Source organism: Roseofilum sp. KMC-1 (genome assembly GCF_057802075.1).
Window position 1 is genome coordinate 2,684,409 of record NZ_CM173605.1, and the last position, 14,279, is coordinate 2,698,687.

Below are 14,279 nucleotides of genomic sequence, written 5' to 3' on the forward strand. Positions count from 1 at the left end.
TTAAAACTTATGAAACTTCCGAAACAATCCCCACCGGTTAAACGCCCCCATTTCATCCAAACTCATGACTGTGTTGATGTGATTCATGGTCGCGGTGATGACTTACTGCATATTCGCATGGACTTGATGCATGGTGCTAACTATAATGATCCTGGGCCCTTTGAATATCCTCAATATGGTCAGTTGAAAAGTTCTTGATGCCTAGGGCTGAGTTAATAGCTCGATTAAAATAACGTTATTTCAGGAGAAAAGTATGGTTGAACCGAAAAGAAGCCGCAAAAAAGCAACTGAAGTATCTCAAGAAATTACTCCTCAAACGGATACTGAAATTGAAGCTGATGAAGCTGAGAGACAGACGATTTTAGCAACGGGATTAGAAGATTATGGTCGTTGGAAAGCTATGTATAAAGATTACCAACGCGATCCCAATGAAAAGCCTTTCCGTCGCGGTCGGATTTGGTGTTAAATGAAGAGTTGAAAGGTGATTTCCCATAAGTGTCGAGAAACTCATCCCCCCACGGGGGGATTAAGGGGAGAAAAATCTTGTGTATATTAACTTCTAAATTCTAAAAAAATGCCCGATTTAGCTGATATTGCTGGACTCTCTGTGTTGCGTTCTTCTACTCAAGGAGACCCGCGAGTTAAAATTGCTGTTCTTGATGGGCCCGTTGATTTAGAACGGTCTTGTTTTCAAGGCGCTAATTTAAGGAGAATCGAATCGTATTGGGCAGAAAATATTGAAATCGATTCGCAATATTTACAGATTTTTCTAGACATTGAAGGGAGTGGTAAGAGTGACGAAGAAAAAAAGGAAATGATGGAGCTGGAGATTCCGGATGAAAATATTAGGGGGAGTCTCCATTTACGTTTCCATGCCAATCATATTATTAGCACAATTTGCGGACAACCCAATTCACCCGTAGAAGGAATTGCACCTAATGCTACAGTGATTAATATTCCGATCGCCTACAGGGGTGAGGATGCAGTGAATCCCCTAAATTTATCTCGTGCCATTAGTACCGCGATTGAACAGGGCGTAAACCTTATCCACTGCGCGGTTTGTCACCCCACACAAAGTGGACTTGCCCATGAGTTTATTGATAAAGCAATCCGCCAAGCCCAAGAGCATAATATCCTCATTATTGCTCCTGGGGGTAATGATAAAGGGGAATGTTGGTGTATACCAGCAGTGTTGGACGATGTTCTCGCTGTGGGTGCGATGAAGGATACGGGAGAGCCGTTTAAGTTTAGTAATTTTGGTGGAAAATATAGTCGCCAAGGAATTCTTGCACCGGGAGAGAATATCTTGGGGGCACAACCAGGAACAGATGAACCGATTCATAAACAAGGCACGAGCTGTGCTGCGCCTATTGTGACAGGAGTAGCAGCTCTGTTAATGAGTGTGCAATTGCAACGGGGGGCTGTTCCTGATGGGGAGGCAGTGAGAGCGGCATTATTGAATAGTGCGATTCCTTGTGATGGGGATGAAATAGAGGAGCAGGAACGGTGTTTAGGGGGAAAAATTAATATTGCGGGAGCTTATGAGTTATTAACTGGGGAATCTTTATTCGCTGAAAAGATGACGACTCAGGTTGATCGTGATTCTATCTCTGCTGGTTCATGGAATAGGGCACAGATAGCGGCTAATTCTATCGCGGCTAGTCAACGCTCTCAGTTGGTTTATGCTCTGGGAACTCTGGGCTATGATTTGGGCACAGAAGCCCGTCGGGATACGTTTAAGCAGTTCATGCCTGGGGTTACGGTGGGTAATGCTCAGGTTCCGGCAAATCCCTATGATGTGCGGCAAATGGTGGATTATTTGCAGGGGAATTTGTCAGAGAGTCAATCTTTGATTTGGACGTTGAATTTAGAGGAAACTCCTATCTATGGGATTAAACCAGTGGGGGCATTTGCTGCTGATGTTTATGAAAGGATGCAATATATGCTGGCGGGTCAAGTCTTGCCGGAGGGGGATGAGGATTATATTGAACGGGTGAGTATTCCGGGTGTGTTAACAGATGACAGGGTGAGGTTGTTTTCGGGGCAAGTGATTCCTGTGATTAAGGTGAACAGCCCTAGGGGAATGTATGGTTGGAATGTGAATAGTTTAGTTGAGTCTGCCTTGCAAGCGGTGAGTCGGGAAGGGACTGAAGATGATGAAGTGAGGCTGCGTCGTTTGTTGTCTAGTTTTCTGAATCGGGTTTATTATGAGTTCCGAAATTTAGGACAACTGGCACGCGATCGCGCTCTAAATTTTGCGGCGACTAATGCGTTTCAAGCGGTGCAAACGTTTTCAGAGGCGATCGCTCTCGGAATGGAATTAGATCGGATCGATGTGGAAAAAAGCCCTTTCTGTCGCTATGGTAGCCAATGTTGGGATGTGAAATTTAAGTTTTTTGACCCGGAAAATAGCGATCGGGCTAAACGAGTGTTTCGGTTTACGATTGATGTAAGCGATCGCACTCCAGTGAGTCTAGGGAAAGTCCGATCTTGGGCTGTCTCAAAATAAATGGGAGTCGCTTTTTTCTTCCTTGCCCATCTCTGAGTATTTCGGTTGTGCCCTATTCCCTGGTGCAGCACTATATGTTAATATTTTTTTCAATTCTGAAAACCATGCCCCGTACTGTTGGAGAGGAAAACACACTTATGGAAGCAGCACTGCTGTTGGCAAAATTACCTGAAGCCTATTCAGCGTTTGGGCCACTAATCGATGTTTTGCCTGTAATTCCTATCTTTTTCCTACTGCTGGCCTTTGTTTGGCAAGCGGCAGTTGGGTTTAAATAGATCTTAAGATAAATGTAACATTAGAAGCATTTATTTTACAGGAGACAGGCTTAAAGCCTGTCTCATTTTTATGAATCTAGCGTTTGCCGAGGGTATTTTGGAAAGCGGGACGTTGGGACAAGCGCTGAATATAGTCGGTAATGGCGGGATACTCGCTTAAATCAAGTTGGAGCATCACCGGCATGTAGAATAAGAAGGCTCCCACAGCCACATCAGCCACAGTAAAGCGATCGCCGAGTAGAAAGGACTGTTCTTGGAGACGTTGATTCAGGGGAGGCATAAAATCCGCTAAGGCGCGATCGCGAGAAGCTTCAATAAATACCCCAGGGCCTAAACTAGCATTAGCAAAGATCACCCACTGATTCATCTGGGCAATCTCTTGTACCGATCCCTGAGCATTACCATACTGGAGAGCCAAATACATTAAAATCGCCCCAGATTCCCAAACCGTAAAGTCTCCATCAACCAGAGCAGGAACTTTTCCCATGGGATGAATGGCTAAATATTCCGGTTTCTTATGGGCTTGTCCTTGGATATCCACTACAATTAATTCATAGGGAACACCCAATTCCTCCAAATACCACTGAACCAAAGTGCCGCGAGTGCGGGGGCCACCATAGAGTTTAATCATTACCTTAAAGCACCTTATGGGTATATTCGTGTTGTTTTACATTATCTTCTGTGCGAACCACATTCGTCATATTTAAAACTCGTTTGCGCTCCGTGGAAAAATTGAAATCCTGACGACAAGTACCCAGGGGAATTTCCGTTCTTGCCTTTTCATGGCTAGGAACCTTATAGCTCCGCACTGCGGCGATCGCCCGTTCCCCAAACTCATCACAGAACTGGGCATTCTCCGGGAACTCCCTCGGTTTTTGGGGGGTCTCCTCAACTAAGATCGCGCCTAATGTAGTTCCCAAAGCCATTTCATAGGAAGTGGGAATACCCTTGAGCAGAGCTTCCAGAGCGGCTGAAGGGATCGGTTCTATCACTTTTACCGGATAGACCTCTCCATCTTCCTTAATAAAGCAAGTGGCCAAGCCAACCACTAAATAATCTTCCCCGGATACATCGGGGGCTTGGGGATAGGTTTGTTTAACAGTCATAAGGGTGAGGGATATAAACCAATGGATCGGATATCAACTTAACGAGGAGAAAGGGAGAGTTTAGCGCTCCGCCCTATTCCATATGTTGCATCTTACCATCAGCCACCTGAGTAACTGGTACATTCATGCTCTTTCCGTGAGGATTTTCCCCTTACAGTGAAGGTATCAAACATCAAGCACCGTCTGTCATTGAGGTACAGTTCATGGCCATCCATCTTTCTCATTCTAGTGTTGATTCTTGCACAGGTTTATATCCCGGACAACCTACAGCCCAAGAGAATATCATCCCCATTGAGCGGCAATTGATCTGCCAAGCTAAAAGTCATTTACAACAAGGAGACTATCTAGGGGCTATCGATCTCCTAACTCATCTGATTGAATCCGATCCGACTTGTGCCGATCATTATAACAATCGGGGCTATGCCTATTTTCACGAGGGAGAGGTGGAACTGGCGATCGCCGACTATAATCAAGCCATTGAACTCAATCCCCAACTCGATCAAGCCTACAACAATCGCGCTAATGCCTATGCCCTTCTGGGGGATCTCTACGCTGCTCTACTCGATTACGATCAAACCTTAGATTTAAATCCCTTAAAAATTCAAGCCTGGATTAACCGAGGTATCACCTTCCGTCAACTTCAGATTTATGAACTCGCCTTAGATAACCTCGATTTTGCCCTGCGGATGGGTCGTTTAGAAGGCTATATTTACGCCGAACGGGGACGCACCTACCATCTAATGGGAGATTGGAATTGGGCGATCGCCGACTACCAAAGAGCGATCGACCACTTCCAAAATTCACCCCATCTCTCCGGAGCCGAACAACGGCAATATCAACGGGTTATCCATTGGCAAGATCAACTCTGTTTATCAACCCCTGCAAGGATAAAGCTACTTTAGAATTTCTTAGTCATGTACAGCTTCCTTTTTCCAAACCACAGAACGCCTTTGGGGATCGATGCGGTGACTTTGTTCTGCCATCACCTGTTTGGCTTGCTCTGGATCAAACGATCGGTCAAAATCCTGTTGTAACTGCGTGAGACGATCTTGAGTTTGTTCCACCTGGATATCGACAATTTCTAACTTTTCTTCAATCGACTGATAATAGGGAATCAGACGCATCACAGCCCCCATCCCTACGGTGGACAAAACCAGATGTACACTTAACTTCATCAGGGTTTCCCAGGCGATCGCCCCAGCTAAGGGAGGTGCGTGACGACGCACTCGCTGGCGCTGGTTGCGAATTCGACGAGGATCGTCGGGTTTAATTCTATGAGGGTTTCTCTGGGGGGTTGGCTCACTAGCAAGCATGGGCGTTTTAGATGATTACAGCGCAACACAATTTATGCCCTGATAATACACCTTCGAGCTAACCCTAACCGCCTATTCTCAAAAGTTTTTCCCCTATTCCCCCCAGAATACTCAAGAGCTTCTCGATTAAAGCCGACTGCAACCTTACTTATACAGTTCGGTAGACAGGCGGAAAGCCAAGATCCCTGGAATCAGAGCCAGGACTAGAGCCACAAATACTTGGGTATCAGATAAAGCCATAATTAAAAACTCCGCTTAAACAATAGGTTTGTTCAACACTGTTGCTCAAATTGCCCCCTAGGGGAATAGGTTTGTTACATACCGTAATATTTTCCTTCACAAAGCGCAATCGGTAATGGGGAACTCAGGAATTGGGTTAAGCTTCAATTAAATCCGGCCGTTCTCAAAGCAAATCGCTATACTGATGGAATTCAAGCGCAATCATTCAGCATTAGTTGGGAGAGGATAGCTGGTGGATATCCCAACATCAACCTCAAGTCTAACAAGAACCTATTTTCAACGTCAGTTGCGGAGCTTGCAGCGGGATGTTCTGCGTATGGGCGCTTTAGTAGAAAATTCTTGCTGTCTAGCGCGTCAAGCCCTATTTGAACAAGATCTAGAAGCGGCCAATCAGATTAAACCCCAAGACAAGCGCATCGATCAACTGTATCGGCAAATAGAACTCGACTGTGTGACTACCATTGCTCTTCAGTCCCCAGTCACCCAAGATTTAAGGCTCCTGAGTTCAATGATGCAGTTAGTCCGAGATCTAGAGCGTATTGGGGACTATGCCAAAGATTTAGGAGAGATTGCCATTAAGCTCTTTGCCTATCCTCCTCACCCCATGATTGGGGACGTGCAACTGATGTACGATCGCTGTCAATCCATGTTAGCCATGAGTTTAGTCGTCCTATCTAATCTTGATGCTGAGGGCGGATTAGAAATTAAAGTCAAAGACGATTTAGTGGATGCAGACTATGAACACCTGTACCAAAAATTAGCCAATCAACGCAATATTCAAGGGGAAATTGAACCCATTTTATTGCTCGTTTTAGTCATTCGTCATTTAGAGCGCATGGCGGATCACGCTACCAATATTGGCCAGCGCGTGGCTTATATTGTTACAGGTGAGCGCCATTAATCGTCAATTCGATCCCAATTAATGATAAACTCAAAAATAGTCAATTTAATCCTCGGATCAATTGACCAGCAATTTGCCCAACGTTAGCAGGTGGCAGCCAGTTAAGGGACGCGCTCCGGGTCTACTCTTTCCGGTTTCCCCTAACCTGAGCCATATTCCCAAAGAGAAGCTCCTACGATGCTCTCCTCCCTAGAGGTCTTAGTAAAGACCATTAGCCGCAACTAATCATCTCCGTTGGTGCGGGTAAGTCCGAGCAAAAGACCCTAGGCAGATCCACCTGATTCCCGATTGGGTTGCCCTTAGATGATGGCTGAATCGTTTCAATACGGGGTTTGCTTCTGTACAGATTCAGACTCTTGTTAAGCAACAGCCTACCCTAAAGGCAATCCCTTGGATTAAGATCGTCCCCCTTAGACCCGATCTAATCCAGACTTTAGCTTCAGGCTGGTTCAACCGCCATGAACCGCCTCGCCCTATCCAGATAGCCAACTGGCTGTAAAGACACAGACAACCCAAGGACGTATCGCTACATGGAATTCACGATCGCCAATTTGCTCTCCAATTTCACTGATGATAAATTGATCGCGCCCAAAGTCCTAGAAAAAAAACTAGGATTGACCAGTGAGATCAGTCTACGTCAACTCCAAATCGCTCTGGATGCCCTAGAGAAAATGGGGATACTGATCAAAGACCGAGGACGGTATCGCCGGGCCCCAGAAAATGGACTGGTAGAAGGAAAACTGCGCTGTTCTAGCAAAGGATTTTGCTTTGCCATTCAAGATGATGAAGAAGCTGAGGATATTTATATCCGAGAAAGCAACCTATCCACGGCTTGGAATGGCGATCGCGTCTTAGTGCGCGTCCTCAAAGAAGGTTCTAGACGACGCTCTCCAGAAGGAGAAGTTTACCTGATCGTTGACCGGGCGATTAGCTCAGTGCTGGCTCGGATCAAATGGCAGGAGGGGGAGTATAAAGCCGTTCCCCTGGATGACCGGCTGCTGTTTGAATTGAGCTTGCCGAAAAATGAGACCCTAGAATCGGCGATCGAGCATCTGGTGCATGTCGCCATTCAGCGCTATCCCCTTGGCCCCTATCCCCCCATTGGCGAAGTCACCCAAGTGCTGGGACTCAACGCTGAAGAAGCCGCAGATACGGAAATTGTGCGCTGTAAACATGACCTCCCCAATGTCTTTATGCCTGCGGTTCTCCAAGAAGCAGCCCGCTTACAACCCCAAGGAATAGGCAGATCTGAAAATCGTCAAGACCTGCGCTCTATCCTCACCTTCACGATTAAACCAGGGGAATATGCCCATCATGCCGATACCTTTGATGATGCCATCAGTCTAGAACGCTTAGAAGGGGATAAGTGGCGCTTAGGCATTCATATTGCTGATGTGGCTGATCTGATTTCCCCCAACTCTGCCATCGATCAAGCCGCAGCCAAACGGGGTGTATCCGTGTATTTGGGGCAAAAAGTGCTACCGATGCTGCCTCCAGAAGTGACCCAGCATTGCGCCCTGATTAAAGGGGAGGATCGCTATAGTCTCTCCGTATTGATTCGTCTAGATCGGCAATGTAATGTAGAAGAATATACAATTGAGCCAACAATAATTTGCGTCGATCATCATCTGAATTATCAACAAACTCAAGCCCTACTGGTGGCCGAAGAGGCGATCGAAGACCTACCCGCAGTGCTGGGAGAAACGGTCAAACAACTCTACAGCGTAACTCAAAGTCTGCGTCAACATCGTCTAGGGCGGGGGTCTTTTGAGCTGAATTTACCCGATCAAAAATACTACTATGATGATGAAGGCTCTTTAGGCGCTCTGGTGGTTCCCTTCTCCTTACCGGCTAGAGGAATGGTGACGGAACTGATGATTTTAGCCAATCAACTGGTAGCCAAACACCTGAGAGAACTACAAGTACCTGCCCTTTATCGAGTTCATCAAGCGCCCCATGGGGAAGAAGTCCAGGAACTGGTGAAACTGGCGGCGAATTTAGGGATTACTTTGGAACTCGAAGATGAGGAGGATATTAAACCCCAAGATTATCAGAACTTTACTCGCCAGTTTGATGGCACGTCAGCGCAGAAAGTTCTGACTTATTTGTTGCTAGGGGCCCTCAAACCGGCTTTCTATAGTATTACCCCTAAACCTCATTTTGGTTTAGCCCTCGATGAAGGTTATACCCATTTTACAGCACCTTTACATCGCTATTCAGACCTGTTGATTCATCGGGTTCTGCATGAAGTGTTTACTCAAGGTCGCGATCGCCGCACGGCCCGTGCTAAAGAAGGAGTAGACTTAACCAGCAGTACCTGTCATGGCAAAATTAACTGGAATGTGCTGCCCCCCGATACGCAAGCTGAGTTAGAAGAGCAATTTAGCAATATTGTCGCCCATTTAAGCGAAACTGAACGGATTGCCCAAGAAGCCATCGATGACCTAGATGGGCTGCAAAAAGCCGAGTTTATGAAATCCCACACCGGGGAAATTTTCCATGGGGTGATTACTGGGGTTCAATCCTATGGATTTTTTGTGGAACTCGAAGATGTCCTGGTTGAAGGTTTGGTGCATGTTAGCTCCCTGAAAGATGACTGGTATGAATATCGCGGCCGTCAACAGATGCTGATTGGACGTAAAAATCGCAATCACTATCGATTAGGCGATCGCGTGGAAGTTCAAGTCAAGAGTGTAGACTACTATCGTCAGCAAATTGACTTAGTAGCCATTAGTGGCGGTAGCTATAGTCCCGATACCTTCGACGAGGAAGAAGAAGAAGAAGAGGATTACTATAGCTAGGGAATCGGTTATCGGTAATCGGTAATCGGTAATCGGTAATGGGGTCTTAACCTCCCCATCCCTCCATCCCCCCACTCCCCGTGTCCCCCATCCCCGTGTCCCCCATTCTCCCATCCCCCCATTCCCCCACTCCCTTAATCCTAGGGGTTTCTGGAGCTTCTGGTCTCATCTATGCCGTTCGCGCCCTTAAGTATCTGTTAGCGGCAGAATATCCGATTGAGTTAGTGGCCTCTAAAGCCACTTATCAAGTGTGGCAAGCGGAACAGCAGATTACTATGCCTGGAGACCCCGAAAAACAAAGCCAATTTTGGCGAGAACAAGCGGGAGAAATGGACAAGGGACAGTTAACCTGTCATGGTTGGCAAAATGTCGGTGCGGCGATCGCCAGTGGTTCCTTCCGAACTCAGGGTATGCTAGTGATGCCCTGTAGTATGTCCACTGTTGCTAAACTAGCGGTAGGCCTAAGTTCAGATTTGCTAGAGAGAGCAGCCGATGTGCAAATTAAAGAAGGGCGTAAACTGGTCGTCGTTCCCAGAGAAACCCCTTTTAGCTTGATCCACCTGCAAAATTTAACCACCTTAGCCCAAGCCGGTGTCAAAATTGTTCCCGCCATTCCTGCATGGTATCATCAACCTCAAACCATTGAGGACTTAGTGGATTTTGTCGTGGCTAGAGCCTTAGATCAATTTGCCATTGATTGCGTTCCTCTCAACCGTTGGCAGGGTGGGTTAGATAGAATAAACAGATGAATCAAAAAACAGTGCTATTGGGAGTTCTAGGGGTCAGCCTTCTAGTTGTGGCGCAAAATTTGACTCCGTTAATGTCCGTGGTGTTTTTGGGAGGGCGATCGCCCTCTCTACCCCTCGGTATCTGGCTCTTTATTGCTTTCACCTTGGGATTGATCAGCTCTCGCCTGATTACCCTAATTTTACAAGGATCGCATTCAGTCAGAGACGATATCAATGATCCAGAACCTGACTCAACCCCCAAAGATAAAGTCTCTCCAGGTAAGACTTTCTTTTCTAAATCGAAGCGCCCGATGAATTCAGAAGAGAGGGAACAAGCCTCTAAAGCTCCAGCAGAATGGCAAGAAGAGCGCCCTAATTCCGTCAGTTGGGGTAATGGAGAGCAACAAAACCAGAATATTTATCGCAGTCGTCCCCAACCCTCAGAGCGTCCGACGGAAAAACCCAAGGATACAGTTAAGGATACAGTTAAGGATACAGTTTATGATGCTGACTACCGCGTGATTATTCCTCCCTATGGCAGCCCGCCCCCATCCCCTCCTCCTGCCCCTCAACCTGAAACAACGGACTGGGATGATCGGAGCGCTAACCTCTCGGAAGATGAAGATTGGGTTTAGAGCTTTAAGGTGGCCCTCATCCCCCTACCCCCTTCTCCCACAGGCGCTGCCCTGAGCGAAGTCGAAGGGAGAAGGGGGAAAGTCAAGAATCCCGTGGGAGAGGGATTTTCCGCAAGCGGACATGAAAGGGAGAGGGCATTTCCCATTGCACAACTCATTTAGACTAGCTATAACTCTCAATCTCTTCAATATCGCTCTAACAACATCTTTACTTCAGTAGACAAATCCCAATCTTTCATGATTTCCCATTCCGCTTGGCGCACGGCTAGATAGGCTTGGGCTAGGGGCGGACTCAAGGCTCTGAGTAAGACTTGATTTTCGCGCAAAGCAGTTATGGTTTCTAGAAGGGTTTCTGGTAGCCACTGAATGCCCCGATGTTGGCGCTCGTCTTCCGGTAATGTGCCGGGATCGCAATCGACGGGTTGGGGGGGTTCGATTTGGTTGCGGACTCCATCTAAACCGGCGGCAATGACGGCTCCTAGGGCTAAATAGGGGTTGGCGGCGGCATCGATGGTTTTAAGCTCAAAATGGCTCGAACCTTTGCCTTCTGGGTTACTGATGACGCGGATGGCGGCTTCTTTGTTGTCTAATCCCCAACAGGAAAAGGCTCCGCTCCAGGCATGGGGTTGGAGACGGCGATAGGAGTTGGGGATGGGGTTGGTGAGGGCCATGAGGGCGCGATGGTGATGGAGGATACCGCCAATAAACCAGCGGCCGCGATTGGATAATCCCAAGAGTCCGGAGGGGTTGGGGAGTAAATTTTCGCCTTTATGCCATAAACTGAGATGGAGATGAGCGCCGCTTCCGGCTTGATCGGGGAAAATTTTGGGTAAAAAAGAGGCAATACGATGATGATAGTGGGCGATCGCCTTTACTGTTTCCCGAAACACCACCTGCTGGTCAGCGGCTGCTAAAGCCTGAGTATACAACACGGAAATTTCATGCTGTCCCGGCCCCGACTCTGGATAATACTGCTCCACTAATACCCCTTGCTCATTTAATGCCGTGGCAATATCATCAATAATCTGTTGCTGAATATCCATGGCATAGGTGGAAGCATAGGGTGCTTGGTCAGTGGGAATAATTTCTCCATGGGCAGAACGCTCTAGTAAATAAAATTCATTTTCAAAGGCAGCAATAATTTCCAATCCTTCCAGTTTGGCATCAGCGGCCATATCCCGTAAAAACCGGCGAGGGCAGAGGGGCCAAGGTTCGCCCTGTTTAACCATATTCCCCATCACTCGCGCATGACTGGGGGTATAGGGCAGAGCCATGAGTGTAGACCAATCCGGAATCAGTTGCACCTCTCCTACGGGCCCCAACCCACTCCCAGAGGCTGGGGTACTGCCAATGGCGGGCATCCCTTGTTGAGCCATGGCCAAGCCTACCCCTTGCTCTCGGTAATCGGATAACATGCCCCTGTGAATGGCTTTGGCTCGGATCAGATTGCCATTATCGCACCAGAGAACGCGGATAAATTGGACTCCAGCTTTTTTGAGGGATGCTTCAATATCGCGATCCATGGGATTGGTTTCAGGGTTAGGGGCGATTCCGATCATTAGGATACAGTGCTTCGTGCAGTAATGGGGGCACTATTGGCGATCGTTGATCCAGTAAATCTGGCGATCGCCGGATTTGCTAAACTAGAGCAAATCTATCGGGTAAGAAAATGATAAAACTCATACAGAGCGAAGTGCTTTAGGCTAAAATCATAGGTGTAACAATCCTCTTTGTATTATGACCTATCGCGACATCATTACCATTGAGCCAGATAAACGTGGGGGCAAACCCTGCATTCGTCGGATGCGAATTACAGTTTACGATGTTCTTGGTTGGCTTGCTGCTGGCATGTCTATTGCTGAAATTATTGATGATTTTCCAGAACTGACAGAGGCAGATATTAGAGCTTGTTTAGAGTTTGCCGCCGATCGCGAACATCGTTTAGTTGCTGCGGTGAGTGTTGCTTGAAACTACTTCTCGATCAAAACTTGAGTCGAAAATTGATCCCTTGCTTGGCTGACATTTTTGCCGATGCTAGTCATGTACAATTTCATGGGTTAGCAGAGAAAACAGATACAGAGATTTGGGAGTTTGCCAAGCTAAATGATTTCTGCATTGTGACTCAAGATGCAGATTTTGCGGAAAAAAGCCGACTCTATGGTTTTCCACCAAAAGTGGTATGGCTAAGATGTGGAAATGCACCCACTCAACAGGTTGAAACTCTTCTTCGCTCTGGGCAAGAAGCCATTGAAGAACTTTTAGGAAATCCTGCTGTTCACTGCTTGGAACTTTACTAATCTCAATAGGGATTAGTCGGGGGGTTTAACTATTTCCCTCAACCCTCTCCCCACCACGATGCAAAGGGGGATGGGGCAGGTTCACTAATTGAATGGTGGGGATTCCTAAACCTGGGTGAACCTGCCCCTACGGTGGATATCGAACTATCGATTATCTTCTAATAAATTCAACGCTCAAAATATACTTGTCGATATATCTGTAAACCAGCCTTCCATCAGCAGTAGAATGATATTCACTTCCTGTGGGATAGGGATTTTTCGCAAGCAGACATGAAAGGGAGAAGACATTGCTTACTAATTCTCCATCACCTCATCTAACTGGGCCGTTTTCACCCGAAACTGTCGGGTTTGATTGCCCCGTTGCACTTGAATCGATAGAGATGTACCTAAACTACTTTGATCGACTTTGCGCTGTAATTCATCAGCCGTTTTAATCGGTTGATTATCAATAGCAATGATGACATCGCCGCGACGTAAACCGGCTTCAGAGGCTGGGGTATTGGGAATCACTTTCATGACTAAAACTCCTTCAATTTCGGGCAAGAGTAAGGGAGCGTTGGGGTCGCGATTATTTTCCTGGGCTAATTCGGGGGTGAGGTTGACAATTTGTACGCCAATGTAAGGATGGGCGACTTTTTCCCCTTTGGCGAGTTGTCCTTGAATGGCTTTGGCTTTATTGATGGGAATGGCAAATCCAATGCCCATGGCGTTAGCACGAATGGCGGTGTTAATACCGATGACTTCGCCTTGATCATTGAGTAGGGGGCCGCCGGAATTTCCGGGGTTAATGGCGGCATCGGTTTGGATAAAGTCTACTCGTTTGTCGGGAATGCCGACTTCTGAGGAGGGGCGATTGAGGGTGCTGATAATACCGAGGGTGACGGTGTTATCTAAGCCTAGGGGGTTGCCTACGGCGATCGCCCAATCTCCCACTTGTAGGCGATCGGAATCTCCCAAGGGGGCCACCGGTAATTGTTCTTGGGGGTCATCAATTTCTACTACCGCTAAGTCCGTGACCCGATCTGTACCTAAAACCTTGCCTTCAAAGGAGCGGCCATCCTTGAGCGTCACTTGTACCCGGTCTGCACCACTGACCACATGGGCATTAGTGAGGACAATCCCATTGGCATCGATAATAAATCCTGACCCTTGTCCTCGTTGCAATTCTTCGCGGGGCATGGTATCAAAAAATTCTTGACCAAAAAACCGTTGAAAGAAGGGGTCAGTCATAAAGGGGTCTACATTATGGACAATGGTACGCTCGGTATCGATCCGCACGACTGCCGGCCCCACTTGATTGACGGCACGGGTAACAAAGTTGTTGGCTCCCGGTTGAGGGACTTGGAGGGCTAGGGCAGAGGGTGCGGTGAAGTTGAGAAAGAGAGCGAGAAGGGAAATCGACAGGAGAAATAAAAGGTTTCCTGAACGGAGTCGAAGGAAGAATTTTCTAGACAATAAAGGCATAATCAAGGAT

Annotated in this window: 17 protein-coding genes; 11 read left to right on the forward strand and 6 right to left on the reverse strand. The window is 47.2% G+C overall.

Annotation, left to right across the window (positions count from 1 at the left end):
- Window positions 1-9 precede the first annotated feature (9 nt).
- The 4 genes from AC3FZD_RS12605 (at window position 10) to AC3FZD_RS12620 (ending at window position 2,784) form a co-directional block, all read left to right on the forward strand.
- Entirely contained in the window at window positions 10-198 is a 189-nt protein-coding gene (locus tag AC3FZD_RS12605) for a cyanobactin biosynthesis system PatB/AcyB/McaB family protein (protein WP_488736364.1), read from the forward strand.
- Between the two features lie 55 nt (window positions 199-253).
- A complete protein-coding gene (locus AC3FZD_RS12610; RefSeq protein WP_488736365.1) occupies window positions 254-466 on the forward strand; it encodes a cyanobactin biosynthesis PatC/TenC/TruC family protein in 213 nt (70 codons plus the stop codon).
- Window positions 467-574: 108 nt separating this feature from the next.
- The gene (locus AC3FZD_RS12615) at window positions 575-2,509 is read left to right on the forward strand and encodes a S8 family peptidase (RefSeq protein WP_488736366.1); all 1,935 of its coding nucleotides are present in this window, start codon (window positions 575-577) and stop codon (window positions 2,507-2,509) included.
- A gap of 137 nt (window positions 2,510-2,646) precedes the next feature.
- On the forward strand, window positions 2,647-2,784 hold the full coding sequence (locus tag AC3FZD_RS12620; protein WP_283753150.1) for a photosystem II reaction center protein K: 138 nt from the start codon (window positions 2,647-2,649) through the stop codon (window positions 2,782-2,784).
- A gap of 76 nt (window positions 2,785-2,860) precedes the next feature.
- Here the strand turns inward: AC3FZD_RS12620 and AC3FZD_RS12625 are convergent, their stop codons facing one another.
- Together AC3FZD_RS12625 and AC3FZD_RS12630 are read right to left on the reverse strand one after the other, a co-directional pair.
- Complete coding sequence (locus AC3FZD_RS12625) at window positions 2,861-3,415, reverse strand: glutathione S-transferase family protein (RefSeq protein WP_488736367.1); 555 nt, start codon at window positions 3,413-3,415, stop codon at window positions 2,861-2,863.
- 4 nt (window positions 3,416-3,419) lie between these two features.
- Entirely contained in the window at window positions 3,420-3,890 is a 471-nt protein-coding gene (locus AC3FZD_RS12630) for a hypothetical protein (RefSeq protein ID WP_488736368.1), read from the reverse strand.
- 203 nt (window positions 3,891-4,093) lie between these two features.
- Between AC3FZD_RS12630 and AC3FZD_RS12635 the strand changes: the two genes are divergently transcribed.
- Window positions 4,094-4,792, forward strand: coding sequence for a tetratricopeptide repeat protein (locus AC3FZD_RS12635; RefSeq protein WP_488736369.1), 699 nt, complete (start codon window positions 4,094-4,096; stop codon window positions 4,790-4,792).
- A 6-nt stretch (window positions 4,793-4,798) separates the two neighbouring features.
- Here AC3FZD_RS12635 and AC3FZD_RS12640 read toward each other — a convergent pair whose 3' ends face one another.
- Both AC3FZD_RS12640 and psaM read right to left on the reverse strand, forming a co-directional pair.
- Window positions 4,799-5,203, reverse strand: coding sequence for a slr1601 family putative cell division protein (locus AC3FZD_RS12640; RefSeq protein WP_488736370.1), 405 nt, complete (start codon window positions 5,201-5,203; stop codon window positions 4,799-4,801).
- A gap of 144 nt (window positions 5,204-5,347) precedes the next feature.
- Window positions 5,348-5,443, reverse strand: a complete 96-nt coding sequence (gene psaM / locus AC3FZD_RS12645; RefSeq protein ID WP_271940292.1) for a photosystem I reaction center subunit XII — start codon at window positions 5,441-5,443, stop codon at window positions 5,348-5,350.
- A gap of 286 nt (window positions 5,444-5,729) precedes the next feature.
- On the opposite strand from psaM, the gene phoU reads away from it, so the two are divergent.
- From phoU to AC3FZD_RS12665, 4 genes are all read left to right on the forward strand, one after another.
- Window positions 5,730-6,344 (forward strand): phosphate signaling complex protein PhoU, encoded by a 615-nt coding sequence (gene phoU / locus AC3FZD_RS12650; protein ID WP_488736371.1) that lies wholly within the window; start codon window positions 5,730-5,732, stop codon window positions 6,342-6,344.
- 530 nt (window positions 6,345-6,874) lie between these two features.
- The gene (locus AC3FZD_RS12655; RefSeq protein ID WP_488736372.1) at window positions 6,875-9,145 is read left to right on the forward strand and encodes a ribonuclease R family protein; all 2,271 of its coding nucleotides are present in this window, start codon (window positions 6,875-6,877) and stop codon (window positions 9,143-9,145) included.
- Between the two features lie 104 nt (window positions 9,146-9,249).
- Window positions 9,250-9,894, forward strand: a complete 645-nt coding sequence (locus AC3FZD_RS12660) for a flavin prenyltransferase UbiX (RefSeq protein WP_488740338.1) — start codon at window positions 9,250-9,252, stop codon at window positions 9,892-9,894.
- On the forward strand, window positions 9,891-10,508 hold the full coding sequence (locus tag AC3FZD_RS12665) for a hypothetical protein (RefSeq protein WP_488736373.1): 618 nt from the start codon (window positions 9,891-9,893) through the stop codon (window positions 10,506-10,508). The genes AC3FZD_RS12660 and AC3FZD_RS12665 overlap by 4 nt, the downstream gene beginning before the upstream one ends.
- Before the next feature lie 185 nt (window positions 10,509-10,693).
- Here AC3FZD_RS12665 and AC3FZD_RS12670 read toward each other — a convergent pair whose 3' ends face one another.
- Window positions 10,694-12,031 carry a glutamine synthetase family protein gene (locus AC3FZD_RS12670; RefSeq protein WP_488736374.1) on the reverse strand — a complete coding sequence of 446 codons (1,338 nt, stop codon included), beginning with the start codon at window positions 12,029-12,031 and terminating at the stop codon, window positions 10,694-10,696.
- 214 nt (window positions 12,032-12,245) lie between these two features.
- Between AC3FZD_RS12670 and AC3FZD_RS12675 the strand changes: the two genes are divergently transcribed.
- Together AC3FZD_RS12675 and AC3FZD_RS12680 are read left to right on the forward strand one after the other, a co-directional pair.
- Window positions 12,246-12,476: a DUF433 domain-containing protein gene (locus tag AC3FZD_RS12675; protein ID WP_488736375.1), complete on the forward strand. Its 231-nt coding sequence runs from the start codon at window positions 12,246-12,248 to the stop codon at window positions 12,474-12,476.
- On the forward strand, window positions 12,473-12,805 hold the full coding sequence (locus AC3FZD_RS12680; protein WP_488736376.1) for a DUF5615 family PIN-like protein: 333 nt from the start codon (window positions 12,473-12,475) through the stop codon (window positions 12,803-12,805). Before AC3FZD_RS12675 ends, AC3FZD_RS12680 begins: the two co-directional genes overlap by 4 nt.
- Before the next feature lie 294 nt (window positions 12,806-13,099).
- Here the strand turns inward: AC3FZD_RS12680 and AC3FZD_RS12685 are convergent, their stop codons facing one another.
- Window positions 13,100-14,269, reverse strand: a complete 1,170-nt coding sequence (locus tag AC3FZD_RS12685; RefSeq protein WP_488736377.1) for an HhoA/HhoB/HtrA family serine endopeptidase — start codon at window positions 14,267-14,269, stop codon at window positions 13,100-13,102.
- Between the last annotated feature and the right edge of the window lie 10 nt (window positions 14,270-14,279).

Excerpts from the sequence above, each read along its gene's own strand:
- AC3FZD_RS12605 (WP_488736364.1), top strand. The coding sequence starts at position 10 with ATGAAACTTCCGAAACAATCCCCACCGGTTAAACGCCCCCATTTCATC.
- AC3FZD_RS12610 (WP_488736365.1), top strand. The coding sequence starts at position 254 with ATGGTTGAACCGAAAAGAAGCCGCAAAAAAGCAACTGAAGTATCTCAA.
- AC3FZD_RS12615 (WP_488736366.1), top strand. The coding sequence starts at position 575 with ATGCCCGATTTAGCTGATATTGCTGGACTCTCTGTGTTGCGTTCTTCT.
- AC3FZD_RS12620 (WP_283753150.1), top strand. The coding sequence starts at position 2,647 with ATGGAAGCAGCACTGCTGTTGGCAAAATTACCTGAAGCCTATTCAGCG.
- AC3FZD_RS12625 (WP_488736367.1), bottom strand. The coding sequence starts at position 3,415 with ATGATTAAACTCTATGGTGGCCCCCGCACTCGCGGCACTTTGGTTCAG.
- AC3FZD_RS12630 (WP_488736368.1), bottom strand. The coding sequence starts at position 3,890 with ATGACTGTTAAACAAACCTATCCCCAAGCCCCCGATGTATCCGGGGAA.
- AC3FZD_RS12635 (WP_488736369.1), top strand. The coding sequence starts at position 4,094 with ATGGCCATCCATCTTTCTCATTCTAGTGTTGATTCTTGCACAGGTTTA.
- AC3FZD_RS12640 (WP_488736370.1), bottom strand. The coding sequence starts at position 5,203 with ATGCTTGCTAGTGAGCCAACCCCCCAGAGAAACCCTCATAGAATTAAA.
- psaM (WP_271940292.1), bottom strand. The coding sequence starts at position 5,443 with ATGGCTTTATCTGATACCCAAGTATTTGTGGCTCTAGTCCTGGCTCTG.
- AC3FZD_RS12655 (WP_488736372.1), top strand. The coding sequence starts at position 6,875 with ATGGAATTCACGATCGCCAATTTGCTCTCCAATTTCACTGATGATAAA.
- AC3FZD_RS12665 (WP_488736373.1), top strand. The coding sequence starts at position 9,891 with ATGAATCAAAAAACAGTGCTATTGGGAGTTCTAGGGGTCAGCCTTCTA.
- AC3FZD_RS12670 (WP_488736374.1), bottom strand. The coding sequence starts at position 12,031 with ATGGATCGCGATATTGAAGCATCCCTCAAAAAAGCTGGAGTCCAATTT.
- AC3FZD_RS12675 (WP_488736375.1), top strand. The coding sequence starts at position 12,246 with ATGACCTATCGCGACATCATTACCATTGAGCCAGATAAACGTGGGGGC.
- AC3FZD_RS12685 (WP_488736377.1), bottom strand. The coding sequence starts at position 14,269 with ATGCCTTTATTGTCTAGAAAATTCTTCCTTCGACTCCGTTCAGGAAAC.